Source organism: Mesorhizobium sp. B2-7-2 (assembly GCF_006440775.1).
Classification (GTDB): domain Bacteria; phylum Pseudomonadota; class Alphaproteobacteria; order Rhizobiales; family Rhizobiaceae; genus Mesorhizobium.
In genome coordinates this window covers 288,074-310,671 of the sequence record NZ_VFTZ01000002.1, presented here as the reverse complement: position 1 = coordinate 310,671, position 22,598 = coordinate 288,074, and the positions used below count along the sequence as shown (strand labels likewise).

Sequence of the window (22,598 nt, the reverse complement as noted above, 5' to 3'; positions counted from 1 at the left end):
TCGAGATCCGAAAAAATTAACGGCAATGGGAGGAAATCATGTATCTCGGCCTCGACCTGGGCACTTCGGGCGTCAAGGCGCTGCTGATCGACGACGGCCAGAAGGTCATCGGCTCCGGCCATGGCTCGCTCGACGTCTCGCGGCCGCATCCCGGCTGGTCGGAGCAGGATCCGGCGCATTGGATCGAGGCCTGCGAGACGGCGATTGCCGAACTCAAGGCTTCCCATCCGAAGGAGCTGGCCGCGGTCAAGGGCATCGGCCTTTCCGGCCAGATGCACGGCGCCACGCTTCTCGACGCCTCGGACAAGGTGCTGCGCCCCTGCATCCTGTGGAACGACACGCGCAGCCATGTCGAGGCGGCCGCGCTCGACGCCGATCCGCGCTTCCGCAAGCTCACCGGCAACATCGTCTTCCCGGGCTTCACCGCGCCGAAGCTTGCCTGGGTGAGGAACAACGAGCCGGCAATCTTTGCCAAGGTGGCCAAGGTGCTGCTGCCCAAGGATTACCTGCGGCTCTGGCTGACCGGCGAGCACATCTCCGAAATGTCGGATTCGGCCGGCACCTCGTGGCTCGATGTCGGCAAGCGCCGCTGGGCGCCCGAACTGCTGGCGGCGACATCGCTCGACGAAAAGCACATGCCCTCGCTGGTCGAAGGCACGGCCAAGGCCGGCGCCTTGCGGGGCGAGCTCGCTTCCAAATGGGGTGTCGCGACAGGCATCCCGATCGCCGGCGGCGCTGGCGACAACGCGGCCTCGGCCTGCGGCATGGGCACGGTCGGCGCCGGCCACGCCTTCGTGTCGCTCGGCACGTCGGGCGTGCTGTTTGCGGCGAACGCTTCCTATCTGCCCAATCCGGAAAGCGCGGTGCACACGTTCTGCCATGCGCTGCCCGACACATGGCACCAGATGGGCGTGATCCTGTCGGCCACCGATTCGCTCAACTGGCTGTCGGAGATCACCGGAAAGGGTGCCGGCGACCTGACGCATGAACTCGGCGATACGCTGAAGGCGCCGACCGGCGTTACCTTCCTGCCCTATCTCTCGGGCGAGCGCACGCCGCACAATGACTCCGCCATCCGCGGCTCCTTCACCGGGCTGGCGCATCAATCGAGCCGGGCCGTGCTGACGCAGGCGGTGCTTGAGGGCGTCGCCTTCGCCTTCCGCGACGGTCTCGAAGCGCTGAAGACGGCCGGCACGACGCTGAGCCGGGTGACCGCCATCGGCGGCGGCTCGCGCTCGCGCTATTGGCTGAAAGCGATCGCCACCGCGCTGCAGGTTCCGGTCGATATTCCGGCCGACGGCGATTTCGGCGCCGCTTTCGGCGCGGCAAGGTTGGGGTTGATCGCCGCGACCGGCGCCGATCCGCTTGCCGTCTGCACCGCGCCGGCGACGGATGCGACGATCGAGCCGGATGCAGGGCTGGGCGGCGCTTATGCTGATGCCTATCAGAGGTATCGGGCGCTGTATCCGGCGATTAGGGCGGTAACTGCGTGACTATGCGCGAGGCCCCCCTCTCTGCCCTGCCGGGCATCTCCCCCTCAAGGGGGGAGATTGGATGTCACGCCGGCTTTCGCCAATCGCCGGCGTTGCAAGGAGAGGCGAGGCCTCGAAGCTGCCAATCTCCCCCCTTGAGGGGGAGATGGCCGGCAGGCCAGAGAGGGGGCCCTCGCATCCCACCTCTCCAGTTATCCTCACTGCGCCGGCACCTTGTCCAAAAACCCGGTGACGCTCTTCAGGCGGCCGTTCTCGATAACGCCGATGTCGGTGCCTTCGATGACGGACTCCGTGCCTTCGGGTCCCAGGTTCCACGAGAAGCGGATCTTGTCCGCGAAACCGTCCGGCTGCCCCTTCAGCGAGAATCGGAAGCCGGCGAAACGCTGCTGGACGCCGTCGATCAGTGCCGCGATGCCATCATGGCCGTCGCCCTGCATGACCGGGTCCCGATAGCTGACATCCTTGGTGAACGCCGCGTCGAGCAGCGCCTTGCGGCGCTGCGCATCGATCTCGTTCCAGGCGGCGATGTAGTTGCGGGCGATCTTGTTGAGGTCGGTCATTGTCATGGTCCTTCGTTGGATCGTTTCGACATGACGTTTTTCGCCCGGCAAAAGAGTGAAACCAATTACGCCTGAGGTAATCGGGCGAAACCATATTGGAGAGGAAGGAAACCATGAGCAGCGGATTTTTCGGCGACATCAAGACAATCAAATATGAAGGGCCGGATTCGACCAATCCGCTGGCCTACCGCTACTACAACCCCGATGAGGTGGTGGCCGGCAAGCGGCTGGAAGACCATCTGCGCTTCGCCGTCGCCTACTGGCATTCCTTCGCCTGGCCGGGCGGCGATCCGTTTGGCAGCCAGACCTTCGACCGCCCTTGGTTCGCCAAGCCGGGCGGCGTCGACACGATGGAACTGGCCAAGCTCAAGGCCGACGTCGCCTTCGAAATGTTCTCGCTGCTCGGCGCGCCCTATTTCTGCTTCCACGACGCGGACGTGCGCCCGGAAGGCAAGGATTTTTCGGAGAGCGCCGCGCGCCTCGACGAGATCGCCGACTATTTCGCAACCAAGATGGAAGAGACCGGCGTCAAGCTCCTCTGGGGCACGGCGAACCTTTTCTCGCACCGCCGGTTCATGTCGGGCGCGGCCACCAATCCCGATCCGGATGTGTTCGCCTATGCGGCGGCGACGGTGAAGAGCTGCATCGACGTCACCAAGAAGCTCAAGGGCGAGAACTATGTGCTGTGGGGCGGACGCGAGGGCTATGAGACGCTGCTCAACACCGACCTTGCCCGCGAGCAGGAACAGGCCGGCCGCTTCCTCAACCTCGTCGTCGACTACAAGCACAAGATAGGTTTCACGGGCACGATCCTGATCGAGCCGAAGCCGCAGGAGCCGACCAAGCACCAGTACGACTACGACGTCGCCACCGTCTACGGCTTCCTCAAGCGCTTCGGGCTGGAGAAGGAGGTAAAGCTCAACATCGAGCAGGGCCACGCGATCCTGGCCGGCCATTCCTTCGAGCATGAGCTGGCTTTGGCGAACGCGCTTGGAGTCTTCGGTTCGATCGACATGAACCGCAACGACTACCAGTCGGGCTGGGACACTGACCAGTTCCCCAACAACGTGCCGGAAATGGCGCTGGCCTATTACCAGGTCCTGCAGGGCGGCGGCTTCAAGACCGGCGGCACAAATTTCGACGCCAAGCTCAGGCGCCAGTCGCTCGACCCGGACGACCTCCTGATCGGCCATATCGGCGGCATGGATGCCTGCGCACGCGGCCTCAAGGCGGCGGCCAAGATGATCGAGGACAAGGCGCTGTCCGGCCCACTCGCCGAGCGCTATGCCGGCTGGAACACCGCCGAAGGCAAGGCAATGCTTTCGGGCGAGCGCACGCTGGAGGAGATCGCCGAGCGCGTCGTGAAGGAGAAGATCGAGCCGCAGCCGCGCTCCGGCCGGCAGGAGCTGCTGGAGAACATCGTCAACCGCTACGTCTGATCGCTCAGGCGGAATGCCCGACCGTATAGCGTTCGCGCGGGGCAGAACTTCACGACAAGGTTTTGCCCCGAGCCGCCCCTTAATCGCCCCGCTCTTGCCTTCAAACAGCCGTCACGGAACTCGTATAAACGTGGCTCCTGTGGCGGGTGAAGAAGAAGGAGGCGAACCGATATGCAGCATGAACGCGAGATCGACGCCCTGCTTTCGTCCGGTGAAACTGGATCGATCATCGACCGGCTGATGGCGTTGCCGCATTCGAAGGACGGCGGCCGCAAGACAAATGAATGGGACCGCGCGGTCGCCGCGCGGCTGGAAACGGCGCTGGCCAAGAGCATGCGCACGCGCATCGTCGGCGAAGGCCGCGACGCCGCCTGACAATTCCCGTGATTTGACGAAAAGAGGTGGCTTCTCCATCCTGCACCGATGATACGCGCGGTGCTGCTTGATCTTGTGGGTGTCGTCTATGATGGCGATACCCCGATCGCAGGTGCCGTGACCGCGGTCGAGCGTTTGCGCAAGGCCGGCCTGCCGCTCCGCTTTGTCAGCAACACGACACGCTCGCCGCGCAGCAAGATCGTCGCGCAACTTGCCGCCATGGGCATCGAAGTTGCGGATGAAGAATTGCTGACGCCGGCGCGCGCTGCGATCGAATGGTTGCGCAGGCATGGCCGCGAGCCGCATCTGCTCGTCCATCCCGATCTCGAAGCAGAGTTTTCGGGCCTGGAGGGAGGAAGCGGCAAGGCGGTCGTCGTCGGCGATGCCGGGGAGGCGTTCGGCTACGCCAGTCTCAACCGTGCTTTCCGCGTGTTATCCGCCGGTGCCGATTTTGTGGCTTTGGCCACCAACCGCATCTTCAAGGATGCGGATGGCCAACTCAGCCTCGACGCCGGCGCCTTCGTTGCGGCCCTCGAATTCGCCAGCGGCCGAAGCCCCGTCGTGCTCGGCAAGCCGTCGGCGGATTTCTTCCATTCGGCGCTTGCCGATTTGAACTGCCCTGCGGCCGATGCGGTCATGGTCGGCGACGACGCGGAGAGCGATGTCGCCGGCGCGCTGCGCGCCGGCCTCGGCGCGGCGCTGCTCGTGCGAACCGGCAAGTACCGACCCAACGACGAAACGCAATACGATCCGGCTCCGACGGCAGTGGTCGATGACCTCGCCGCCGCGACAGACTGGATTCTCAACCGCGCCGAAGCCTGACCGGCGCCTCGCCGAAAGCCCTTGAAAATGCCCTGGAAAATGCCGCGGCAGATGAAAAGCCCGTACGCCCGGCGATGTCCGCCATGGCAATGCGCGTATCGACCACCAGACGGCGGGCGGCGCTGAGGCGCAGCCTGAGATAATAGGCGCCGGGGGTCTCGCCGATCGACTTGCGAAAAACGCTTTCCAGCGTTCTTGCCGTGACACCGGCGCGTTTTGCCACGGCGTCGATGGTGAGCGGCTGGTCGACATGGGCTTCCATCAGCCGGATCGCCTGGGCGAGCCTGGGATCGTAGCCATCGAGCCGGCCGAGCGAGACCAGCGGCTGCGCGTCCGTTGCGGCGCGCGCCTGGTCGTAGATGAAGACGCTCGCCACATCGAGTGCGGCGGCCATGCCAAGCCTGGTGCGGACCAGATGCAGCATCAGGTCGAAGGTCGGCGAGGCGCCGCCGGAGGTGAAGACCGGTCCGTCGATGACATAGCGGTCCGGCCGCACGTCGACGCCCGGAAAGGCGGCGGAGAAATCCTCCATGTCTTCCCAATGCGTGGTGGCGCTGCGGCCCTCGAGCAGGCCGGCGCGCGCCACCAGCCAGGTGCCCGCCTCGACACCGCCACAGGCGCGGGCAGCGCGCGCTGCCCTGCGCAAGCCCGCGAGCAATGCCGAGGTGGCGTAGTTCTGCGTGCCGAAGCCGGCGACGACGACCAGCATGTCGGTGGCCTCGCCCGCGTCGAAGCGGCCGCTGACAGCCACGGGAAGGCCGCATGTCGTGACCGGCGCCTCGCCGGTGACCGAGACCAGCTTGAAATCGAACAGCATCTCGCCTGAGATGCGGTTTGCGGCGCGCAAAGGATCGACGGCCGAGGCCACGCACATGATCGACGACCCCGAGAACACCAGGAGCGTAACCTTGAGCGTCCCGCGCTCGGACCGAAAGATGGTCGGCTTTTCGCTTTTGATCATGAGACCTTCGTAAAACGCAAAACAGTTTCCGACAAGTAGGGCATTCTTGGTGAATTGCCGTGCATGCCGTGCCGCTATCGGCTCCCGCTTCTGGATGGCATGCATGGCCGATCGAATCTGGGAGGATCAAAATGCCGCTTGCGATGAACCGCGAGGTCTTCATTACCTGTGCCGTGACCGGCTCCGGCGGCACGCAGGACCGCAGCCCGCATGTGCCGCGCTCGCCCAAGCAGATCGCCGATTCGGCGATCGACGCCGCCAAGGCGGGTGCCGCGATCGTCCATTGCCATGTGCGCGACCCCGAGACCGGCAAGCCGAGGCGCGACGTGCATCTCTACCGCGAGGTGACCGAGCGCATCCGCGAGGCGAATGTCGACGTGGTGCTGAACCTCACCGCCGGCATGGGCGGCGACATGGTGTTTGGCTCGCCGGAAGCGCCGTTGCCGCTCAACGAGAAGGGCACCGACATGGGCGGCGCCACCAACCGCATGGAACATGTGCGCCAGTGCCTGCCGGAGATCTGCACACTGGACTGCGGCACGATGAACTTCGCCGAGGCCGACTATGTGATGACCAACACGCCCGGCATGCTGCGCGCCATGGGCGGCATGATGACGGCGCTGGGCGTCAAGCCTGAGATCGAGGCCTTCGACACCGGACATCTGTGGTTCGCCAGGCAGCTGGTCGAGGAAAAGGTGCTCGATTCCGACGCGCTGGTGCAGCTCTGCATGGGTGTGCCATGGGGGGCGCCGGACGACCTCAACACCTTCATGGCGATGGTCAACAACGTGCCCTCGACCTGGAACTGGTCGGCCTTCTCGATCGGCCGCAACCAGATGGCCTATGCGGCGGCGGCCGTGCTTGCCGGCGGCAATGTCCGCGTCGGCCTGGAAGACAATCTGTGGCTCGACAAGGGCGTGCTGGCCACCAACGCGCAGCTGGTCGAACGCGCGGCCAGCATCGTCACCAATCTCGGCGCGCGTGTGCTTGGACCTGAGGAAGTGCGCAAGAAGCTCAACCTGACCAAGCGGGCGCCGATTGCAGCATAGTTTGGGGGGTGCAGATGGCTACCGTCAAATTCACCGCGATGAAGGACGGCGACAAGGAAGACTACAAATTCCTGACCGCCCATGAGATCGACTATGCCGCCAAGACCGGCGACCGGCTGCTCGACGCGCTCGTGCAGCTCGACGAGGGCCTGTCGGGCTACAAGATCACCCGACTCGGCCATTCGCTGCAGGCGGCGACGCGCGCCTGGCGCGACGGCGCCGACACCGACTGGATCGCCTGCGCGCTGCTGCACGACATCGGCGACATCTACGCGCCCTACAACCACGACGAATACGCGGCTGCGATCCTGAAACCCTTCGTGCGCGAGCAATGCACCTGGGTGGTGGAGAAGCACGGCGATTTCCAGCGCCTCTATTACGCGCATCATCTGGGCGGCAACCGCCATGCCCGCGACCGCTTCGCCGGCCACCTCTATTTCGACGACTGCGACCAGTTCTGCGAGCGATGGGACCAGTCGAGCTTCGATCCCGACTACGAGACGCTGCCGGTCGAGTTCTTCCGGCCCTTCGTGCTCGAAGTGTTCGCCCGCAAGGCCTACGATCCGGCGGTGATCCGCACCGGCGACCGTGTGGCCCTCACCGACCCCGAAACAGCCAAGACGAGAACCGGAGCCTGACAAGCATGAGCATCATCAACAAGGCGGCCGCCATCGGCGGCGGTGTCATCGGCGCCGGCTGGGTGGCGCGGCTGCTCTTGAACGGCATCGACGTGTCGATCTTCGATCCGGATCCGGAAGCCTCGCGCAAGGTGGGCGAGGTGATGAAGGGCGCGAGGCGGGCCTACAAGCAGATGCTGCCCGCCGGCCTGCCCAAGGAAGGCAAGCTCACCTTCGCCAAGACCATCGCCGAGGCGGTTGCCGACGCCGACTTCATCCAGGAAAGCGTGCCGGAGCGGCTCGACCTCAAGCACAAGGTGCTGGCCGAGATCGACGCGCACGCGCCGGCCAACGCCATTGTCGGCTCGTCGACCTCCGGCATCAAGCCGACCGACATGCAGGTGGCGATGAGGAAGCACCCGGAGCGGCTGGTGGTCGGCCATCCGTTCAACCCGGTCTATCTGCTGCCGCTGGTCGAGATCGTCGGCGGCGAGCAGACTTTCCCGGAGGCGATCGAGGTGGCCAAGGAGCTCTACGCCTCGATCGGCATGAAGCCGGTGGTGGTGCGCAAGGAGATCGAGGCCTTTGTCGGCGACCGCCTGCTCGAGGCCGCATGGCGCGAGGCGCTGTGGCTGGTCAAGGACGGTATCTGCACCGTCGAGGAACTCGATGACATCATGCGCTATTCCTTCGGCCTGCGCTGGGCGCAGATGGGCATGTTCCAGGTCTATCGCGTCGCCGGCGGCGAGGCCGGCATGCGCCACTTCATGGCGCAGTTCGGACCTTGCCTGAAATGGCCGTGGACCAAGCTGATGGACGTGCCCGAGTTCAATGACGAGCTGGTCGACCTGATCGCCACGCAGTCGGACGAGCAGGCGCACGGCCTGTCGATCCGCGAATTGGAGAAGATCCGCGACGACAATCTGGTCGCGATCATGGAAGCGCTGTCGAAGCAGAACAAGGGCAAGGGCTGGGGCGCCGGCGCGCTGCACAAGGACTATACTAGGCAGCTCGCCAAGCTGGCGGCGAAGGAGACCTTTATCAAGGCTCCCGCAAAGGCCAAACCGGCGAAGAAGGCAGCCAAGCCGGCAAAGGCTGAGAAGTCCGCCAAGGCCGACAAGGCGAAGAAGAGCAAGAAGAAGGGCTGAGGCAATGCATTTCGGTCTTTCGGAAGAACAGAAGCTCATCGTCGAGACCACGCGCGCCTTCGTCGAGAACGAACTCTACCCGCATGAGCGCGAGGTGGAGCGCACCGGCGTGCTGCGCCGCGAGCTGATCGACGAATTGAAGGCGAAGGCGATCGGGGCCGGGCTTTATGCCGCCAACATGCCGGCCGATGTCGGTGGCGCTGGCCTCGATACGGTAAGCTGGCTGCTCTACGAGAAGGAGCTTGGCCGCGCCAATTACGCGCTGCACTGGACCTGCGTGGCGCGTCCGTCCAACATCCTGCTCGCCGGCACGCCGGAGCAGCGCGAGAAATACCTCTTTCCCTGCATTCGCGGCGAGAAGTCGGACTGCCTGGCGATGACGGAACCCGGCGCCGGCTCCGATCTGCGCGGCATGAAGGCGACCGCCGTGCAGGACGGCTCGGACTGGGTGCTCAACGGCACCAAGCATTTCATCTCGCATGCCGACATCGCCGATTTCGCGATCTGTTTCATGGCCTCGGGCGAAGAGGATTCGCCGCGCGGCAAGCGCAAGAAGATCACCGCCTTCTTCGTCGACAAGGGCACCAAGGGCTTCACCGTGCGCGACGGCTACCGCAATGTCTCGCATCGCGGCTATACCAATTCGATCCTGGAATTCGACGACTGCCGGCTGCCGGCTTCCCAGGTGCTCGGCGAAGTGCATAAGGGATTCGACGTCGCGAATTCATGGCTCGGCGCGACGCGTCTCCAGGTTGGCGCCACCTGCCTCGGCCGCGCCGAACGCGCGCTGTCGCACGCCATAGAATATGCCGCGCAGCGCCAGCAGTTCGGCCAGCAGATCGGCAAGTTCCAGGGCGTTTCGTTCAAGCTCGCCGACATGGCGACGGAATTGAAGGCGGCGGACCTGATGGTCTTCGAAGCCGGCTGGAAGTACGATCAGGGCACCGTCACCGACCAGGATATGGCGATGGCCAAGCTGAAGGCCACGGAGATGCTGGCCTTTGTCGCCGACGAAGCCATCCAGATCCATGGCGGCATGGGTCTGATGGACGACCTGCCGCTGGAGCGCATCTGGCGCGACGCGCGCGTCGAGCGCATCTGGGAAGGCACGTCGGAGATTCAGCGACATATTATTTCGCGGGCGCTGCTGCGTCCGTTCGGAGGTTAGAGCATGATTACCCCAAACCGGGGACCGGTTTTGGACAAGATCGCGCTCAAACGAAAAGATGACCATGCATAAACTCGAACGTCTCCTGCGCCCGAAATCAATCGCCGTGTTCGGCGGGGCGCAGGCCGCCGCCGTCGTGGCGCAGTCGATCAAGATGGGCTTTGCCGGCGAGATCTGGCCGGTGCATCCGACCAAGGACGAGGTCGCCGGGCGCAAGGCCTACCGCTCCGTCGGCGAGTTGCCCGGAGCGCCGGACGCTGCATTCGTCGGCGTCAACCGGCATCTCACCATTGAGGTGATCAAGGCGCTGGCCGAGCGCGGCGCCGGCGGCGCCGTCTGCTTTGCGGCCGGCTTCCTCGAGACCGAGGCCTATGACGAGGACGGCGAGCGGCTGCAGGCCGAGCTCGTCGCCGCCGCGGGCCAGATGCCGATCATCGGTCCAAACTGCTACGGCCTGATCAACTATGCCGACGGCGCGTTGCTTTGGCCCGACCAGCATGGCGGGATCAGGCTGGCCGAGGACGGCAAGGGCGTCGCCATCATCACCCAGTCGTCCAACATCGCCATCAACATGACGATGCAGAAGCGCGGCCTGCCGATCGCCTTCCTGATGACGGCCGGCAACCAGGCGCAGACCGGCCTCTCCGAAATGGCGTTGGGCCTGATCGAGGACGAGCGCGTCACCTCGCTCGGCCTGCATATCGAGGCTTTCGATTCGGTCGCCGGCTTCGAAAGGCTGGCGGCGCGCGCCCGCGAATTGAAGAAGCCGATCATCGCCATGAAGGTCGGCCGCTCGGAGCAGGCGCGGCAGGCGACGGTGTCGCACACCGCCTCGCTGGCCGGCTCGGACGCCGCCTCCGGCGCCTTCCTGAAGCGTCTCGGCATCGCGCGCGTCGATTCGATTCCCGCCTTCATCGAGGCGCTGAAGCTGCTGCACATCACCGGACCATTGCCCGGCTACAGGCTCTCGTCGATGAGCTGCTCGGGCGGCGAGGCCTCCGTCATGGCGGACAGCGCCGAGGGGCGCTGGGTGCATTTCCCGGCACTGACGGCCGAGCACCGCGCGCATGTCAAATCGACACTCGGACCGCTGGTCGCGGTCGCCAATCCGCTCGATTACCACACCTTCATCTGGAACAACGAGCCGGCGATGACGGCCACCTTCACCGCCATGGTGTCGGGCGGCTTCGACCTCAACATGCTGGTGCTCGACTTCCCGCGCCCGGACCGCTGTTCCGACGTCGACTGGTGGGCGACGCTGCGCGCCTTCGAGGCTGCATTGAAGACCAACAAGGCGCAAGGGGCGATCGTCTCCTCGCTGCCGGAAAACCTGCCGGAGGAATACACCGCCGGCCTGATGGCGCGCGGCATGGTGCCGTTGTTCGGCATCCCGGAAGCCATGGACGCCGCCCAAGCCGCCGCCTTCATCGGCTGGGCCTGGCGCGAGCCGCAGGCGCAGCCGGTCGACACCACCGCGGCAGGCGCATCCGAAGCCAAACGCGTGACGCCGGACGAGGCCGAGGCCAAGGAGAGGCTGATCAACGCCGGCCTGCCGGTGCCGAAGGGCGAGCGCGCCTCCAATGCGGTCGAGGCGGTGATTTCGTCGATGACGCTGGGTTTCCCGGTGGCGCTGAAGGCGCTTGGCGTCACGCACAAATCGGAAGTCGGCGCGGTGCGGCTCAACCTCAAGGACGCCGAATCCGTCAGCGCCGCCGCGCATGACCTTTTGCCGCTCGGCACTGGGCTCTATGCCGAGCGCATGGTGCGTGACGGCGTCGCCGAGTTGATCGTCGGCTTCACCCGCGACCCGATGTTCGGCGTGGTGATGACGCTCGGCACCGGCGGTGTGCTGGTCGAGCTGTTGCGCGACAGCGTGACCCTGATGCTGCCGGCGACGCGCGACGACATCGAGGCGGCATTGCGTGGGCTCAAGCTCTATCCTCTCCTCGAAGGCTATCGCGGCCGGCCCAGGGCCGACGTCGACGCCGCCATCGACGCCATCGCCGGTATTGCCGACTTCGTCCAGAAGAACGAGGGCGAGATCGAGGAACTCGACATCAACCCGCTGATTGTCTGCGCCAAAGGCAAGGGCGCCTGGATCGCGGATGCCTTGCTGGTGCTTGGAGAAAAGAAGAATGGCTGAAATCATCACCACCCGCCGCGAGGGCACGATCCTCGAGGTCACGCTCGACCGGCCGAAGGCCAATGCGATCGACCTCAAGACGTCGCGGCTGATGGGCGAGACCTTCAAGGCGTTCCGCGACGATCCGGAGCTGCGCGTCGCCATCGTCAAGACGGCCGGCGACAAGTTCTTCAGCGCCGGCTGGGACCTCAAGGCGGCGGCGGCCGGCGATGCGGTCGACGGCGACTATGGCGTCGGCGGCTTTGCCGGACTGCAGGAGTTGCGCGACCTCAACAAGCCGGTGATCGCCTGCGTCAACGGCATGGCGGTGGGCGGCGGCTTCGAGCTGGCGCTGTCCTGCGACCTCATCTACGCCTCGGACCATTCCTCCTTCGCGCTACCGGAGATCCGCGCAGGCACGCTGGCCGACGCGGCGACCATCAAGCTGCCGAAGCGCATTCCCTACCATATCGCCATGGACCTTCTGTTCACCGGCCGCTGGATGGATGTCGCCGAGGCGCATCGCTGGGGCCTGGTCAACGAGGTGCTGCCCAAGGACAAGATCGAGGAGCGCGTCTGGGAGATCGCAAGGCTCTTGGCCAGCGGCCCGCCGCTGGTCTTCGCCGCAATCAAGGAGACGGCGCGGGTGGCCGAGGCGCTGACCTTCCAGGACGCCATGAACAAGGTGACGCGCAGGCAGTTGCCGACGGTCGATATTCTCTATGGGTCGGAAGACAACATGGAAGGGTTCCGGGCCTTCGCGGAGAAGCGCGAGCCGGTGTGGAAGGGACGATAGCATCGGAGATGACGGCGCGAGGCACCCCCCTCTGCCCTGCCGGGCATCTCCCCCTCAAGGGGGGAGATCAGATGTCACGCCCGCTTTCGCCAATCGCCGACGTTGGGAAAGAAGTGCCGTCGACGAAACTGCCAATCTCCCCCCTTGAGGGGGAGACGTCCGGCAGGACAGAGAGGGGGGCCTGGGCGCAATCATCTAAAGTTGGTCATGCGATATGACCGACTACAAAACTCTCATCGACGCCGAGACCCGGGCCTTCATCGAGAAGACCAACTCCTACTATCCGCCGGACACGATCGACTACACGATCGAAGAGCAGCGCGCGATCTACGACCGGATGTGCCGGGAGTTCTTTGCCGGCTATCCGCAAGGCGTGACCGCCTTGACGACAGCCATCGCCGACGGCATCCCGATCCGCATCTACCGCAACGCGGAGCCGAACAATGCCGCGATGGTGCTCTACCTTCATGGCGGCGGCTTTATCCTGGGCGGGCTGGAGAGCCATGACGATGTCTGCGCCGAGCTTTGCACACGCACCGGCTACGAGGTGGTTTCGGTCGATTACCGGCTGGCGCCGGAGCATCTGCATCCGGCCGCCTTCGACGACGCCATGGACGCGTTCGAATGGGCCGCCAGGACCTATGACTGCCCTGTCGTGCTTTGCGGCGACAGCGCCGGCGGCAATCTCTGCGCGGCGATAGCGCATGCCACGCGCGGTCACGCCAAGAAGCCGGCCGGCCAGATGCTGATCTATCCCGGCCTCGGCGGCGACCATACGCGCGGCTCCTACGTCACCCATGCCGAGGCCCCGATGCTGACTGTGCGCGACCTCGACTTCTACAAGCATATCCGCACCGGCGGCGTCGACCAGACCGGCGACATCACGCTCTATCCGCTGGCCGACGCCGATTTCGCCTATTTGCCGCCGACGGTGCTGATCACCGCCGAGTGCGACCCGCTATCGTCCGACGGCGAGGCCTATCGCGACCGCGTCATCGCGGCCGGCGGGCGCGCCGCCTGGTTCGAGGAGCCGGGCCTGGTGCATGGCTACCTCCGAGCCCGCCACATGGTCGGCCGGGCGCGGACGAGCTTCACCCGCATCGTCGAGGCGGTATCGGCGCTCGGCCGGGGCGACTGGATCTGGTAACGCCCCTGGCGACCGGAAACACTTTCCGCTCCGCTATCTCCGGCGATCATATATTTGACAAATCAGACAACGGACGCATGCTTTAACAGAGCTACCGGCCCGTATGACGGAAACCGAAGAAATCGGCAGCGGCCCGCCCTTTCACAAGGCGGGCCGTTCGCGTTTTAAGTGGCAGATGGCCCATCCAGACTGATTCCCATTCCCGGCCGGAACGCTCGATTCAGCGCGTGATGCTCCTCTTGATTTCGTTGGTGATTGCCTTTCGGGCAGCGCAGTGTATAATCAGTTAAGGAATGAAGAAAGGATCATCTACTAATGGAACTTAGAGAGCACGAGAAGGCGGCCGTATTTTCGATCCTTGTGCGCCAGGTAGAAGCTCAGGAGGCCAAGGCGGCGGCCGAAAAGCAAATAGCGGAGTGTACAGAGCGCGCAGCTGAAGCTCAGGCGATAATAGCGAATGTCCGACCGGCGCTGTCTGTCTTCGGCTTTGATACGAGCGCGCCGAAGCTGTGGGACCTAGTTAAGGCGGCAATCGGCAACGAGGCATATCTTCGAGCTTTTCGTGTTGCGCGAGGGGAAGAAGAGCGAACGCAAACAGTTGCGGCGGGCAAATCCGGCGACGAACATGAATACGAGGAAACCGGCGACGAGGGGGAGACGGACGAGAACGAGGCGGAGATGGAGAACGAGACTGACAACATCGAAGAGTCGGAAGCTCCGAAGATCAAAGATGTCGTCATTGAGCGCCTTCGCCAGTCGGGCGAACAGGGAGCCCGGCTTTCTGAGATAAAGGAGTTCGTTACCGCACAAGGTATCCCGATGCACGAGAAGACCGTCGGGATGACATTATATCGCTTATCCAAGGATGGCTTAACCCGTCGCGCGGGTAGGACTTGGTATTACATCCCTCCTGCTGAGACGGAGGGGAAGATTGTGGCTGAGGGCAGGGTGGAACCGTCTTCCTCAGCCACTTCTGTTTTTGAATAGGAGGCCACAATGCAGCCGCCATGAGTTCAAGCTTCCCGGAGAAAGTCGCCGCAAACGACCCAATCCGGCAGTCACCGCAGGGTGACAGGGTCGGGACGAAAGTCCCGGCCCGCATTCTGCGCAACGCAAATCGCGCCGCTTATCTATGCCAGATAGGGAGGCGTCTGTGAAACGACAATGTGATGGGCGCTTCGCCTTTAATAAGCCGGCTACACCTACGCGAACCTTGGGGCTGCCCCGGGGACAGGATGGTTTTGGTTCATACCCGGTTCGACCGCCTCAATGGAATCGAGGTCCGCGGCCCAGCCGGCGACCAGCGGCAAAAAGACTATCGGCTAGGAAAATATGGGAACGATCACGATGCCGCGACGCGCGTCGTAAAGGGCATCATAAACAAGGGGGTCTTGGATCTTCTGGCCGACGTTGTCGTCGCATCGGACAAAACGCCCATGATCGTTTTCCCTCACCCGGCATTCAACGCTGTCGATAGCGGCCATGCAGTGGCTGAGACCGACATGGTGCGAAATGCATTCCCGTTCGTATTCGCCAACTATCTGGGAAAGCTTCTTGGCCTTCCTGTGAACGATGAGATCGTCCAAGGCGCGCGCGTGGGGCGCACCAACATGACCGATTTCCCTCGTTTTCTGTTCCAGCCTCATTTTGTGGGCGAAGTGGCGCCCGGTGGCTCTTTCATCCTTGTGGATGATGTCTTCTCACGCGGCGGCACATTGGCCGCACTTAGAAGTCATATCGTGCGGCAAGGTGGAACCGTCGTCGCGGTAACCACGTTAGCCCACGGATCGGGCGAACATCAAAAATTTGCCATTGATCAGGAAATCCATGATATGCTGAAAGAGGCATATGGTACAGGATGCAGTGATTTTTGGCGAAGCGAGATAGGTCATGATACAGGCTGTCTCACATATTCTGAGGCTAGATTTTTGGTTCGGTGGGCGGAAAAAGAGCACCGCCGCGCCAGAGTTGACGCGCGACTACAGTTCCTCAGAGATCGCCTTGCTGAGGCGGCAGCTAAAGGAGAATAATGCTGCTGCGGCCAAAGCTGTCGAAGCGGCCGGGGTCACTCTTCATCCGAAGATTGCTGCCGCTCTGGCGGAGCGTGAACGTGTGAAGGCCGCTTCCTAGCTATCTTCTCAAGCACCTCATCAAAGGCCGCTTCCGACTCGTCGGTTCCCAGTTCGCGCGCGGCTTCTCGGAACTTTTGTATCTGCTTAGGTTCTTTGGGCATCTTTACCCTCTTAGGGCTTGCATCACTCCCGAAATGGTCCCGCGCGCGATAGGGGTAGCTTTAGCTGCACCGGCTTTCGATAATGATCCTTCTTGGCGCCAAGCGGTGCAGACGATGTTCGGCGCAATGCTGGTAGACGCCCTTCACGCCCCGCTAGAAGATCGAGTTAGCCTTCGACGGTGTTGGTGGTGATGCCGCCTGCCTTGACACCTCGCGGCAATGATCGACAGAACAGTGTTCCGCAAAGGTCTTACCGACAGTGATGTAATGGCGGGCTTCGTCGGTAATGAAGCGCTTTCCTTTTTGGCGTTGACAATAGGAACGACACGGGCAGCTGCCGTGATGTCGATATGGAACGAACGGCGGTGCCGCCACGCTCGATCAGCGTTAGCACGATGTGCCACTATCCTCCCATGAACCTTTCCACGCCGGCCAGCGACTGACGGCCAGGCGCCGCAATGGTGCGGCCCGGAAAGGGAAAACCGCCATGACCAGAAACCCAGAGACTCCGCGGTCTCCGGGAACAACGGGAGTCCAGCGCGATCGCCGCCTTCGGGAAGGGCTCGACGCGCTGGGCTTTCGGCTGATTCCGTTGACCCTGCACAGGAGCAGGCGTATCGTCGCCAAGAGGAAAACAGACAATTCGATCGGGGACGAACGTGCCGCACCGCCGCGCCTTGCCCTGGTTGGCGCGGCAAGACCGGATGTTCCTTCCTGCGGCTTCGGGGGGAGTTCAATGTCTGGCGGTCGCGGCTCGTTCGTGCGTTCTCGTGGCGGCCGTTCACGCCGCGCAATAGCAACAACCGGTGGAATACTTGCCGTGGCGTTGTCCGCCGGCCTCTGGCTCGGCGGCGTTGCGAAGGCGCAGGAAACGCAGATCATCTATCCCGGATCGATGGCGGTCACCGGCTTCCCCGGGACCGTGATCCCCAATTTCGATCAGGGCTTGCCGCCCGGCGCCGATCCGGTCGACGAGACCTTCATCGATACGTCCCGCGCATCCTTGCGCATTTTCGACGTCGCGCATCTCGGCGGGCAGGCCTCCGGCCAGCTCGTTAACACGCCGCCGCCCTTCGAGGTAAGCGCCGGGCAAATCGGCGAGGTGTTCGGACTGACCTATGACGACGGCGTGCGCGATGGCGTGCCCTCGGGCATTCCCAACCTCTATGCCGCCGCGACCTCGCTGCATGGCGTCGAGATCGTCACGCCGGACGCCGACGACGACGGGCGTCCGGAGCGGCAGCGCCGCGGCGCCGCCGGCGCCGCCTTCATGGACGGCCAGTTCGGCACCGAGAATGGCGGCGGACCAGGCACGATCTGGAAGATTGACGGCATCACGGGCGCGGTCTCGAAATTCGCCGACATCGACACCAACAGCGGCCCGGGCATCGGCAATCTCGCCTTCGACCCCATCCACCGCCAGTTCTTCGCCTCGGACCTCGACACCGGCCTCATCCACCGCATCGACGGCAACGGCCATCTGATCGACACGTTCGACCATGGTGTCGCCGGGCGCCCGGCGCATGGGCTGGCCCCGGTTGCCGACGACGGCGCCGTCATGGATATCCAGGGCGCCGCCTTCGACACGGAAGACCCCGAGACCTGGGGCTATACACAGGACGGGCGCCGCGTCTGGGCGGTCTCCTATCATGGCGGCCGGCTCTATTATTCGGTCGGCGAAAAATCCGAGATCTGGTCGGTCGGCATTGCGCGCGACGGCACGTTCGCCGGCGATCCGCGCTGGGAGCTGACGGTCAAGGCCGACAAGGACTATGCCGTCACCGACATCTCATTCGACAACAAGGGCTTCATGTATCTCGCCCAGCGCGGCCCGGTCGAAAACCGTTACGATTACAGCCGCTTCGCCGATTCCGGCAAAGGCGAGCTGATCCGCTACTGGCGCGAGGACCCGGACGATCCGGCAACGGAATCGGCCTGGGTCGAGGTGCCGCAGGAATATGCGGTCGGCTTCCCGCAAGGCAACCGGCAGTCGGCCGGCGGCGTCGACCTGCAATATGGCTATGATGCCGACGGCAATATCGACACCAGCGTCTGCACCGATACCGTCGTCAACACCGGCGACAAGTTGCGCGACAATCCTGAATTGGCCGAGCGTCTCGCCGCCGGCGGGCCGCTTGCCGTGCACGGCGTCCAGCTGACGCCAAGCGCGCTGGTCAAGCCGGCGAACGTTCCGCCCTTCGGCTCATGGTTCGTCGACTTCGACGGTTATTTCGAAGACCCCGAGGTCGAAGGCCATGTCGGCGACGTAAGGGTCTGGCGCCCCTGTGAGGGCCGCGCCGACTACTATGAGGAAATCCCCGGCGGCGGCTACCTGCCTCCGTTCTATCCGCCGGACTTCCCACCGCCCGGCAACCTGCCGCCCTGCATCGATATCGAGGACGTGCATTATTACTGCACGCCGCGCGGGCTTCAGGCCGAACTCTATCTCCATGACCATGCCGGCTTCGGCGGCGATTCGATCAAGGCGCAGTCCAGGACGCCCGGCGTCGGGGTGACAACACCCATGTCGCATGTTCCGGGCAAGCCCTACACGATCGACATCACCGGCCATTATCCTGGCGACACCGTCAATGTCGGGCTCTGCTTCTACCGCAAGTCCGACCAGGACAAGGGTGGCTACTACCCTTGCTGCAAGATGACGCTGCCGCTCAGAACGCCAGCCGTCAGTTGCGAACGTTGAGGGAGGGACAGATGAGCAATCTCGCCCTTTCCCGCTTCGTTTCGAGCAACCCGAAACCCGTCATGGAGACGATCATGAAACCCCTGTCATACGCCAGGCGCGGCGCGCGCTGGCTGATGGCGGCCGGTATCGCGGTCGCCATGCTGCCGGCGCTGCCGGCATTCGCGGAAGACACCGCTCCGGCCAAACTCACTGAGGTCGCCGGACCGGAGCCCAGGCTCAACCTGGACAATCCGCGCGTCATCAACCCAGAGCCCGGCCGCATCGTCCCCTTCTTCACCAAGACGGGTGGCCAGCGTAGTTGCGACTATGTCTATTACACGCTGACATTCGGCCTGCGCGGCAACGAGCAGGCCTTCGGCAACCCGGTCTTTGTCAACGCGCTGAAGAACGCCAGGATCGATTTCAAGGACCAGCTTGCGCATGGCCTGAAAATCGTCAGCGCGCAGGTGACCGGCGACGGCACGGACGCTTCCGGCGGACCGCTGCCGGCGGCTGCGATCAGTAGCTCGGCCAATCCCGACGACACCGCGACGGTGTCCGATTTCCGGATTTCCGCCTCCGACCTCGACGGCTCGGGCACGCCGAACGAACGCACCATCACCTTCCGGATCCTGGCCAAGATAGACCAGGCGGCGTTTCCGGCGCCGGCCAATGTCGACAACCAGGGCCAGATCAAGGTGACCACGGCGGGCGGTCCGGCGACCATTATCCCGTCGCAGGATCCGAGCAAGCCGGATGACGGCAATATCCTCACCGGCGCCAAGACGACGATCCATGTCGACGTCACCAAGTGCAATCCGCCGCCACCTCCCGGCAAGGAATGCTTCAAGGTCGAGCGCGGCACGGTCGACTGCGTGCCCGGCGGCGGCGCTTTCATCTACCACATGCCGGTCGGCCCGGAGATGGGCGGCAAGTGGGTGCAGGTGTCGACGACGACGCCCGGCGTCACCATCGTTCCCGGCACGCAGAAGGTGCCGATCGGCGGCGGCGTGCTGAACTGGAAGATCATCGGCGCCTCGCCGGGCGAGGCAATCCATCTCATCGTGACCGGCATCGAAACCTATGCCGGGCCGAAGGAGGGCTGGGGGCTCTGCTGCACGCAGGTGATCGACATCGTCATCCCGCGTGACCTGAGATGCCCGCCCAAGGACAAGGAGCCGGACCTGAAGGTCGAGAAGCATGCCGACGTGCCGCGTTGCACGATGGCCGGCGGCTGCGACTTCACCATCACCGTTACCAATGTCGGCGACGCGCCCTATAACGGCAAGATCGTGCTCGACGAGGTGACGCTGCCGGCAGGCTCGGTGCTGACATCGGGACCGAACGCGCCCTGGGTCTGCGTGCCCGGCACGACGCCGATGACCTGCACCTATCCGGTGACAACGCTCAACCCCGGCGCTTCCGTCAACCTCAAGCTCGGCTTCAGGCCGGCCGGCGGGTGGCAGGGCAGCGTGCTGCGCAACTGCGCCGCCTATGACTACCAGGCCAGCGGCAAGCCGCTGTTCGGCAGCCAGACCAACGATCGCGGCTGCGCCTCGATCCCGATCTGCCGCCGTGGCGACCGCGATCCACAGTGCAACCCACCGGTCGAAAAGAAGGTGGACCTGATCCTGAAGAAGCGCGCCCGCATTCCCGTCTGCACGGCCGACGGCGTTTGCACCTTCGTGATCGACATCATCAACAACGGCACCAGCACCTATAACGGGCCGCTGACGGTGATCGACAACTATCCCGGCGGCGCGCCCACCTCGTCGACCTTCGGGCCGAGCCCGCCATGGACCTGCAGCCCGAACGGACCTGGACAGTTCCGCTGCGACAATGCCGGCATCTCGTTGCCTTCGGGCGCCTCGACGCCGATCGTCGTCAAGGCGGTGATGCCTGCAAGCTACCGGCCGGACACGGTGGAGAACTGCGCCGAGGTTAAGGCCATTCCCGGCGAGGTCGATCTCGCCAACAACAGGGCCTGCGCCACCGAGCGCATCCGCCATCCGAATGGCGGCCAACCCGGCCTGCGCATCACCAAGGTGTGCGGCGGCGATCAGCTCGTGCGTGCTGGAATGGTTTCCTGCCGCATCACCGTCGCCAATGCCGGCACCGCTGCTCCCACCGGACCAGTGCGGGTCAACGATGCCGCGACCTTGGTTTCGGGGGGTGCTCCGGTCGAGATCCAGACCGTGACCCCTGACGGCGCGGGGTGGAGCTGCGGACCGGTGCCTGCCAACACGCTGTCGTGCCAGATTCCCGGCGCCGTAATGACGCCCGGAACCAGCCGGCACTTCGACGTGACGGTGAGCGGCAATGGCGCGTTCGAGAACTGCGCGCGCGGCTCCTACGGGCCGGCGCCGGGAGACGATATCGTCTACCCGATCGGCCAGGCTTGCGCGAAGGGCGGCGGCACTTCCGCCATCCGCGTCGAGAAGACCGGCGATGCCGAGTGCCAGCCGGGAGAACCCTGCTCGTTCGAGATCACCATCGCGAATGACGGGCCGAACCCCTTCTCCGGTCCGGTCCGCATCGGCGATGCGATCGGCGTGGAGGGCCTGGGCCGGCTGGAAGGCGTTGAGATCACCTCGATCGATCCGCCTTTCGGCTGCTCGCCGGAACCGACGACGCTGCCCCTATCCTGTATCACCAACCTGATGCTGAGCGCCGGCGAAAGCCACACCCACCACGTCACCGTGATCATTCCCGAGGAGGGGCGCCTCGCCAATCTGCAGGGAACGGTCAACGGGCAGAACTGCGTCGGCGTGTTGTCCCCTAACACACCGGTGCAGGGCGGCGGCGACTTGCTCAACCGCGACCTGACCAACGTCCAGGGCGATCGCGGCAAAGCCTATGCGTGCCATCCTTTCACCATCAGGCATAAGGTGAAGAACCAGTGCTCGGATGGGCTGGTGCTGAACTCGGCCGGCCGTTGCGCCTGCCCGGACGGCACCGCCTTCCGCAACGGCCAGTGTTCGGGCGGTGGAGGCACCAAGCTGCTGCCGCTTCCGCCACCGCAGCGCTGCGTCCTGCTGCAGGGCCAGATCCGGACAGCGGACGGACGCTGCGTCTGCCCGCGCGGCACGGCGCTGGAAAACGGCAAATGCGTGCGGGGCGACGAGCCGCAGTGCACGCTGCGTCCCGGCCAGTACCGCGACCAGGACGGCAACTGCGTGTGCCGCCGCGGCGAGCTGGTGAACGGTGTCTGCCAGGTCATCCCGCCAAAATGCGCGGTGCGCGGCGCCGTGCCGACTTCGGACGGAAACGGCTGCACCTGCCCGGACAACACGCATCTCGACCGGGTGGCCAAGGCCTGCGTGCCTGATCGGCAACCGCCCGCTCAGTGCCGTATCCGCGGCCAGTCCCGCAACGCCGATGGCGATTGCGTCTGCCCGCGCGGCACAGAGGTACGTGACGGCGCCTGCCGGCCAATCGTGTCGAAGCAATGCCCGATCCGCGGCCAGGTGCGCGACGCCAACGGCGATTGCGCCTGCCCGGACGGGCTGGAGGTGCGGGGCAAGGCCTGCCAGCGGCCGAAGCCGAGCCAGGAGCAATGCACCATTCGCGGCCAGGTCCACAACAAGCGGGGCGACTGTGTCTGCCCGCGTGGAACCGAAATCCGCGACGGCGCCTGCCGCAAGCCGCAGCAGGAATGCGCGCCGGGTTCGCGCTTCATCGACGGCCAATGCCAGCCGGTGCTGATCAAGCGCTGCCCCGCCGGGACCACGGGACGCTTCCCGGACTGCACGCCGATCCGCAGAAGGCCGGGCATCGAGATCAACCCCGGCCTGTTGCTCAACCCGAACGTGTTGCAGCAATTGGTGCCGCAGCGCCAGCCGCGGCGCGTGCTGCAGGACCCGGCGGGCGCCAACATCCAGAACTTCAAGCCGTAATCCCTGCGGCTGAGGACCAGGACCCGCCGGAGCGATCCGGCGGGTTTTCTTTTCCGCTTCCTCATGCTCTCTCTTTGATTTAGAGCCGG

General features: G+C 64.5%; 17 protein-coding genes. 15 read left to right on the top strand and 2 right to left on the bottom strand.

Annotated features, from left to right (window positions below):
- Positions 1-38: 38 nt before the first annotated feature.
- Entirely contained in the window at positions 39-1,493 is a 1,455-nt protein-coding gene (xylB, locus tag FJ425_RS04295) for a xylulokinase (RefSeq protein WP_140722013.1), read from the top strand.
- 197 nt (positions 1,494-1,690) lie between these two features.
- Here xylB and FJ425_RS04285 read toward each other — a convergent pair whose 3' ends face one another.
- Complete coding sequence (locus FJ425_RS04285; protein WP_140722010.1) at positions 1,691-2,053, bottom strand: nuclear transport factor 2 family protein; 363 nt, start codon at positions 2,051-2,053, stop codon at positions 1,691-1,693.
- 113 nt (positions 2,054-2,166) lie between these two features.
- On the opposite strand from FJ425_RS04285, the gene xylA reads away from it, so the two are divergent.
- The 3 genes from xylA (at position 2,167) to FJ425_RS04270 (ending at position 4,689) form a co-directional block, all read left to right on the top strand.
- Entirely contained in the window at positions 2,167-3,492 is a 1,326-nt protein-coding gene (gene xylA / locus FJ425_RS04280) for a xylose isomerase (RefSeq protein ID WP_140722008.1), read from the top strand.
- Between the two features lie 171 nt (positions 3,493-3,663).
- A complete protein-coding gene (locus tag FJ425_RS04275) occupies positions 3,664-3,867 on the top strand; it encodes a hypothetical protein (RefSeq protein ID WP_095768166.1) in 204 nt (67 codons plus the stop codon).
- A gap of 60 nt (positions 3,868-3,927) precedes the next feature.
- The gene (locus FJ425_RS04270; protein WP_348643149.1) at positions 3,928-4,689 is read left to right on the top strand and encodes a TIGR01458 family HAD-type hydrolase; all 762 of its coding nucleotides are present in this window, start codon (positions 3,928-3,930) and stop codon (positions 4,687-4,689) included.
- Here FJ425_RS04270 and FJ425_RS04265 read toward each other — a convergent pair.
- Positions 4,670-5,650 carry a GlxA family transcriptional regulator gene (locus FJ425_RS04265; protein ID WP_140722004.1) on the bottom strand — a complete coding sequence of 327 codons (981 nt, stop codon included), beginning with the start codon at positions 5,648-5,650 and terminating at the stop codon, positions 4,670-4,672. The genes FJ425_RS04270 and FJ425_RS04265 overlap by 20 nt on opposite strands.
- A 131-nt stretch (positions 5,651-5,781) precedes the next feature.
- Here FJ425_RS04265 and FJ425_RS04260 point away from each other — a divergent pair, with 131 nt between their 5' ends.
- From FJ425_RS04260 to FJ425_RS04205, 11 genes are all read left to right on the top strand, one after another.
- Positions 5,782-6,699: a 3-keto-5-aminohexanoate cleavage protein gene (locus FJ425_RS04260; protein WP_140722002.1), complete on the top strand. Its 918-nt coding sequence runs from the start codon at positions 5,782-5,784 to the stop codon at positions 6,697-6,699.
- Between the two features lie 14 nt (positions 6,700-6,713).
- Positions 6,714-7,337, top strand: a complete 624-nt coding sequence (locus FJ425_RS04255; RefSeq protein ID WP_140721999.1) for an HD domain-containing protein — start codon at positions 6,714-6,716, stop codon at positions 7,335-7,337.
- Positions 7,338-7,342: 5 nt separating this feature from the next.
- Positions 7,343-8,464 (top strand): carnitine 3-dehydrogenase, encoded by a 1,122-nt coding sequence (locus tag FJ425_RS04250; protein ID WP_140721996.1) that lies wholly within the window; start codon positions 7,343-7,345, stop codon positions 8,462-8,464.
- A gap of 4 nt (positions 8,465-8,468) precedes the next feature.
- On the top strand, positions 8,469-9,632 hold the full coding sequence (locus FJ425_RS04245) for an acyl-CoA dehydrogenase (RefSeq protein WP_140721993.1): 1,164 nt from the start codon (positions 8,469-8,471) through the stop codon (positions 9,630-9,632).
- Positions 9,633-9,696: 64 nt separating this feature from the next.
- Positions 9,697-11,775, top strand: a complete 2,079-nt coding sequence (locus FJ425_RS04240; protein WP_140721990.1) for an acetate--CoA ligase family protein — start codon at positions 9,697-9,699, stop codon at positions 11,773-11,775.
- Positions 11,768-12,550 carry a carnitinyl-CoA dehydratase gene (locus tag FJ425_RS04235; RefSeq protein ID WP_140721987.1) on the top strand — a complete coding sequence of 261 codons (783 nt, stop codon included), beginning with the start codon at positions 11,768-11,770 and terminating at the stop codon, positions 12,548-12,550. The genes FJ425_RS04240 and FJ425_RS04235 overlap by 8 nt, the downstream gene beginning before the upstream one ends.
- A 214-nt stretch (positions 12,551-12,764) precedes the next feature.
- On the top strand, positions 12,765-13,697 hold the full coding sequence (locus FJ425_RS04225) for an alpha/beta hydrolase (protein WP_140721984.1): 933 nt from the start codon (positions 12,765-12,767) through the stop codon (positions 13,695-13,697).
- Positions 13,698-14,012: 315 nt separating this feature from the next.
- The gene (locus FJ425_RS04220; RefSeq protein ID WP_140721981.1) at positions 14,013-14,684 is read left to right on the top strand and encodes a hypothetical protein; all 672 of its coding nucleotides are present in this window, start codon (positions 14,013-14,015) and stop codon (positions 14,682-14,684) included.
- Between the two features lie 248 nt (positions 14,685-14,932).
- A complete protein-coding gene (locus FJ425_RS04215) occupies positions 14,933-15,727 on the top strand; it encodes a phosphoribosyltransferase (RefSeq protein WP_140721978.1) in 795 nt (264 codons plus the stop codon).
- 939 nt (positions 15,728-16,666) lie between these two features.
- The gene (locus FJ425_RS04210; protein WP_140721975.1) at positions 16,667-18,631 is read left to right on the top strand and encodes a hypothetical protein; all 1,965 of its coding nucleotides are present in this window, start codon (positions 16,667-16,669) and stop codon (positions 18,629-18,631) included.
- 11 nt (positions 18,632-18,642) lie between these two features.
- The gene (locus FJ425_RS04205) at positions 18,643-22,509 is read left to right on the top strand and encodes a DUF11 domain-containing protein (protein ID WP_140721972.1); all 3,867 of its coding nucleotides are present in this window, start codon (positions 18,643-18,645) and stop codon (positions 22,507-22,509) included.
- Positions 22,510-22,598: the final 89 nt, after the last annotated feature.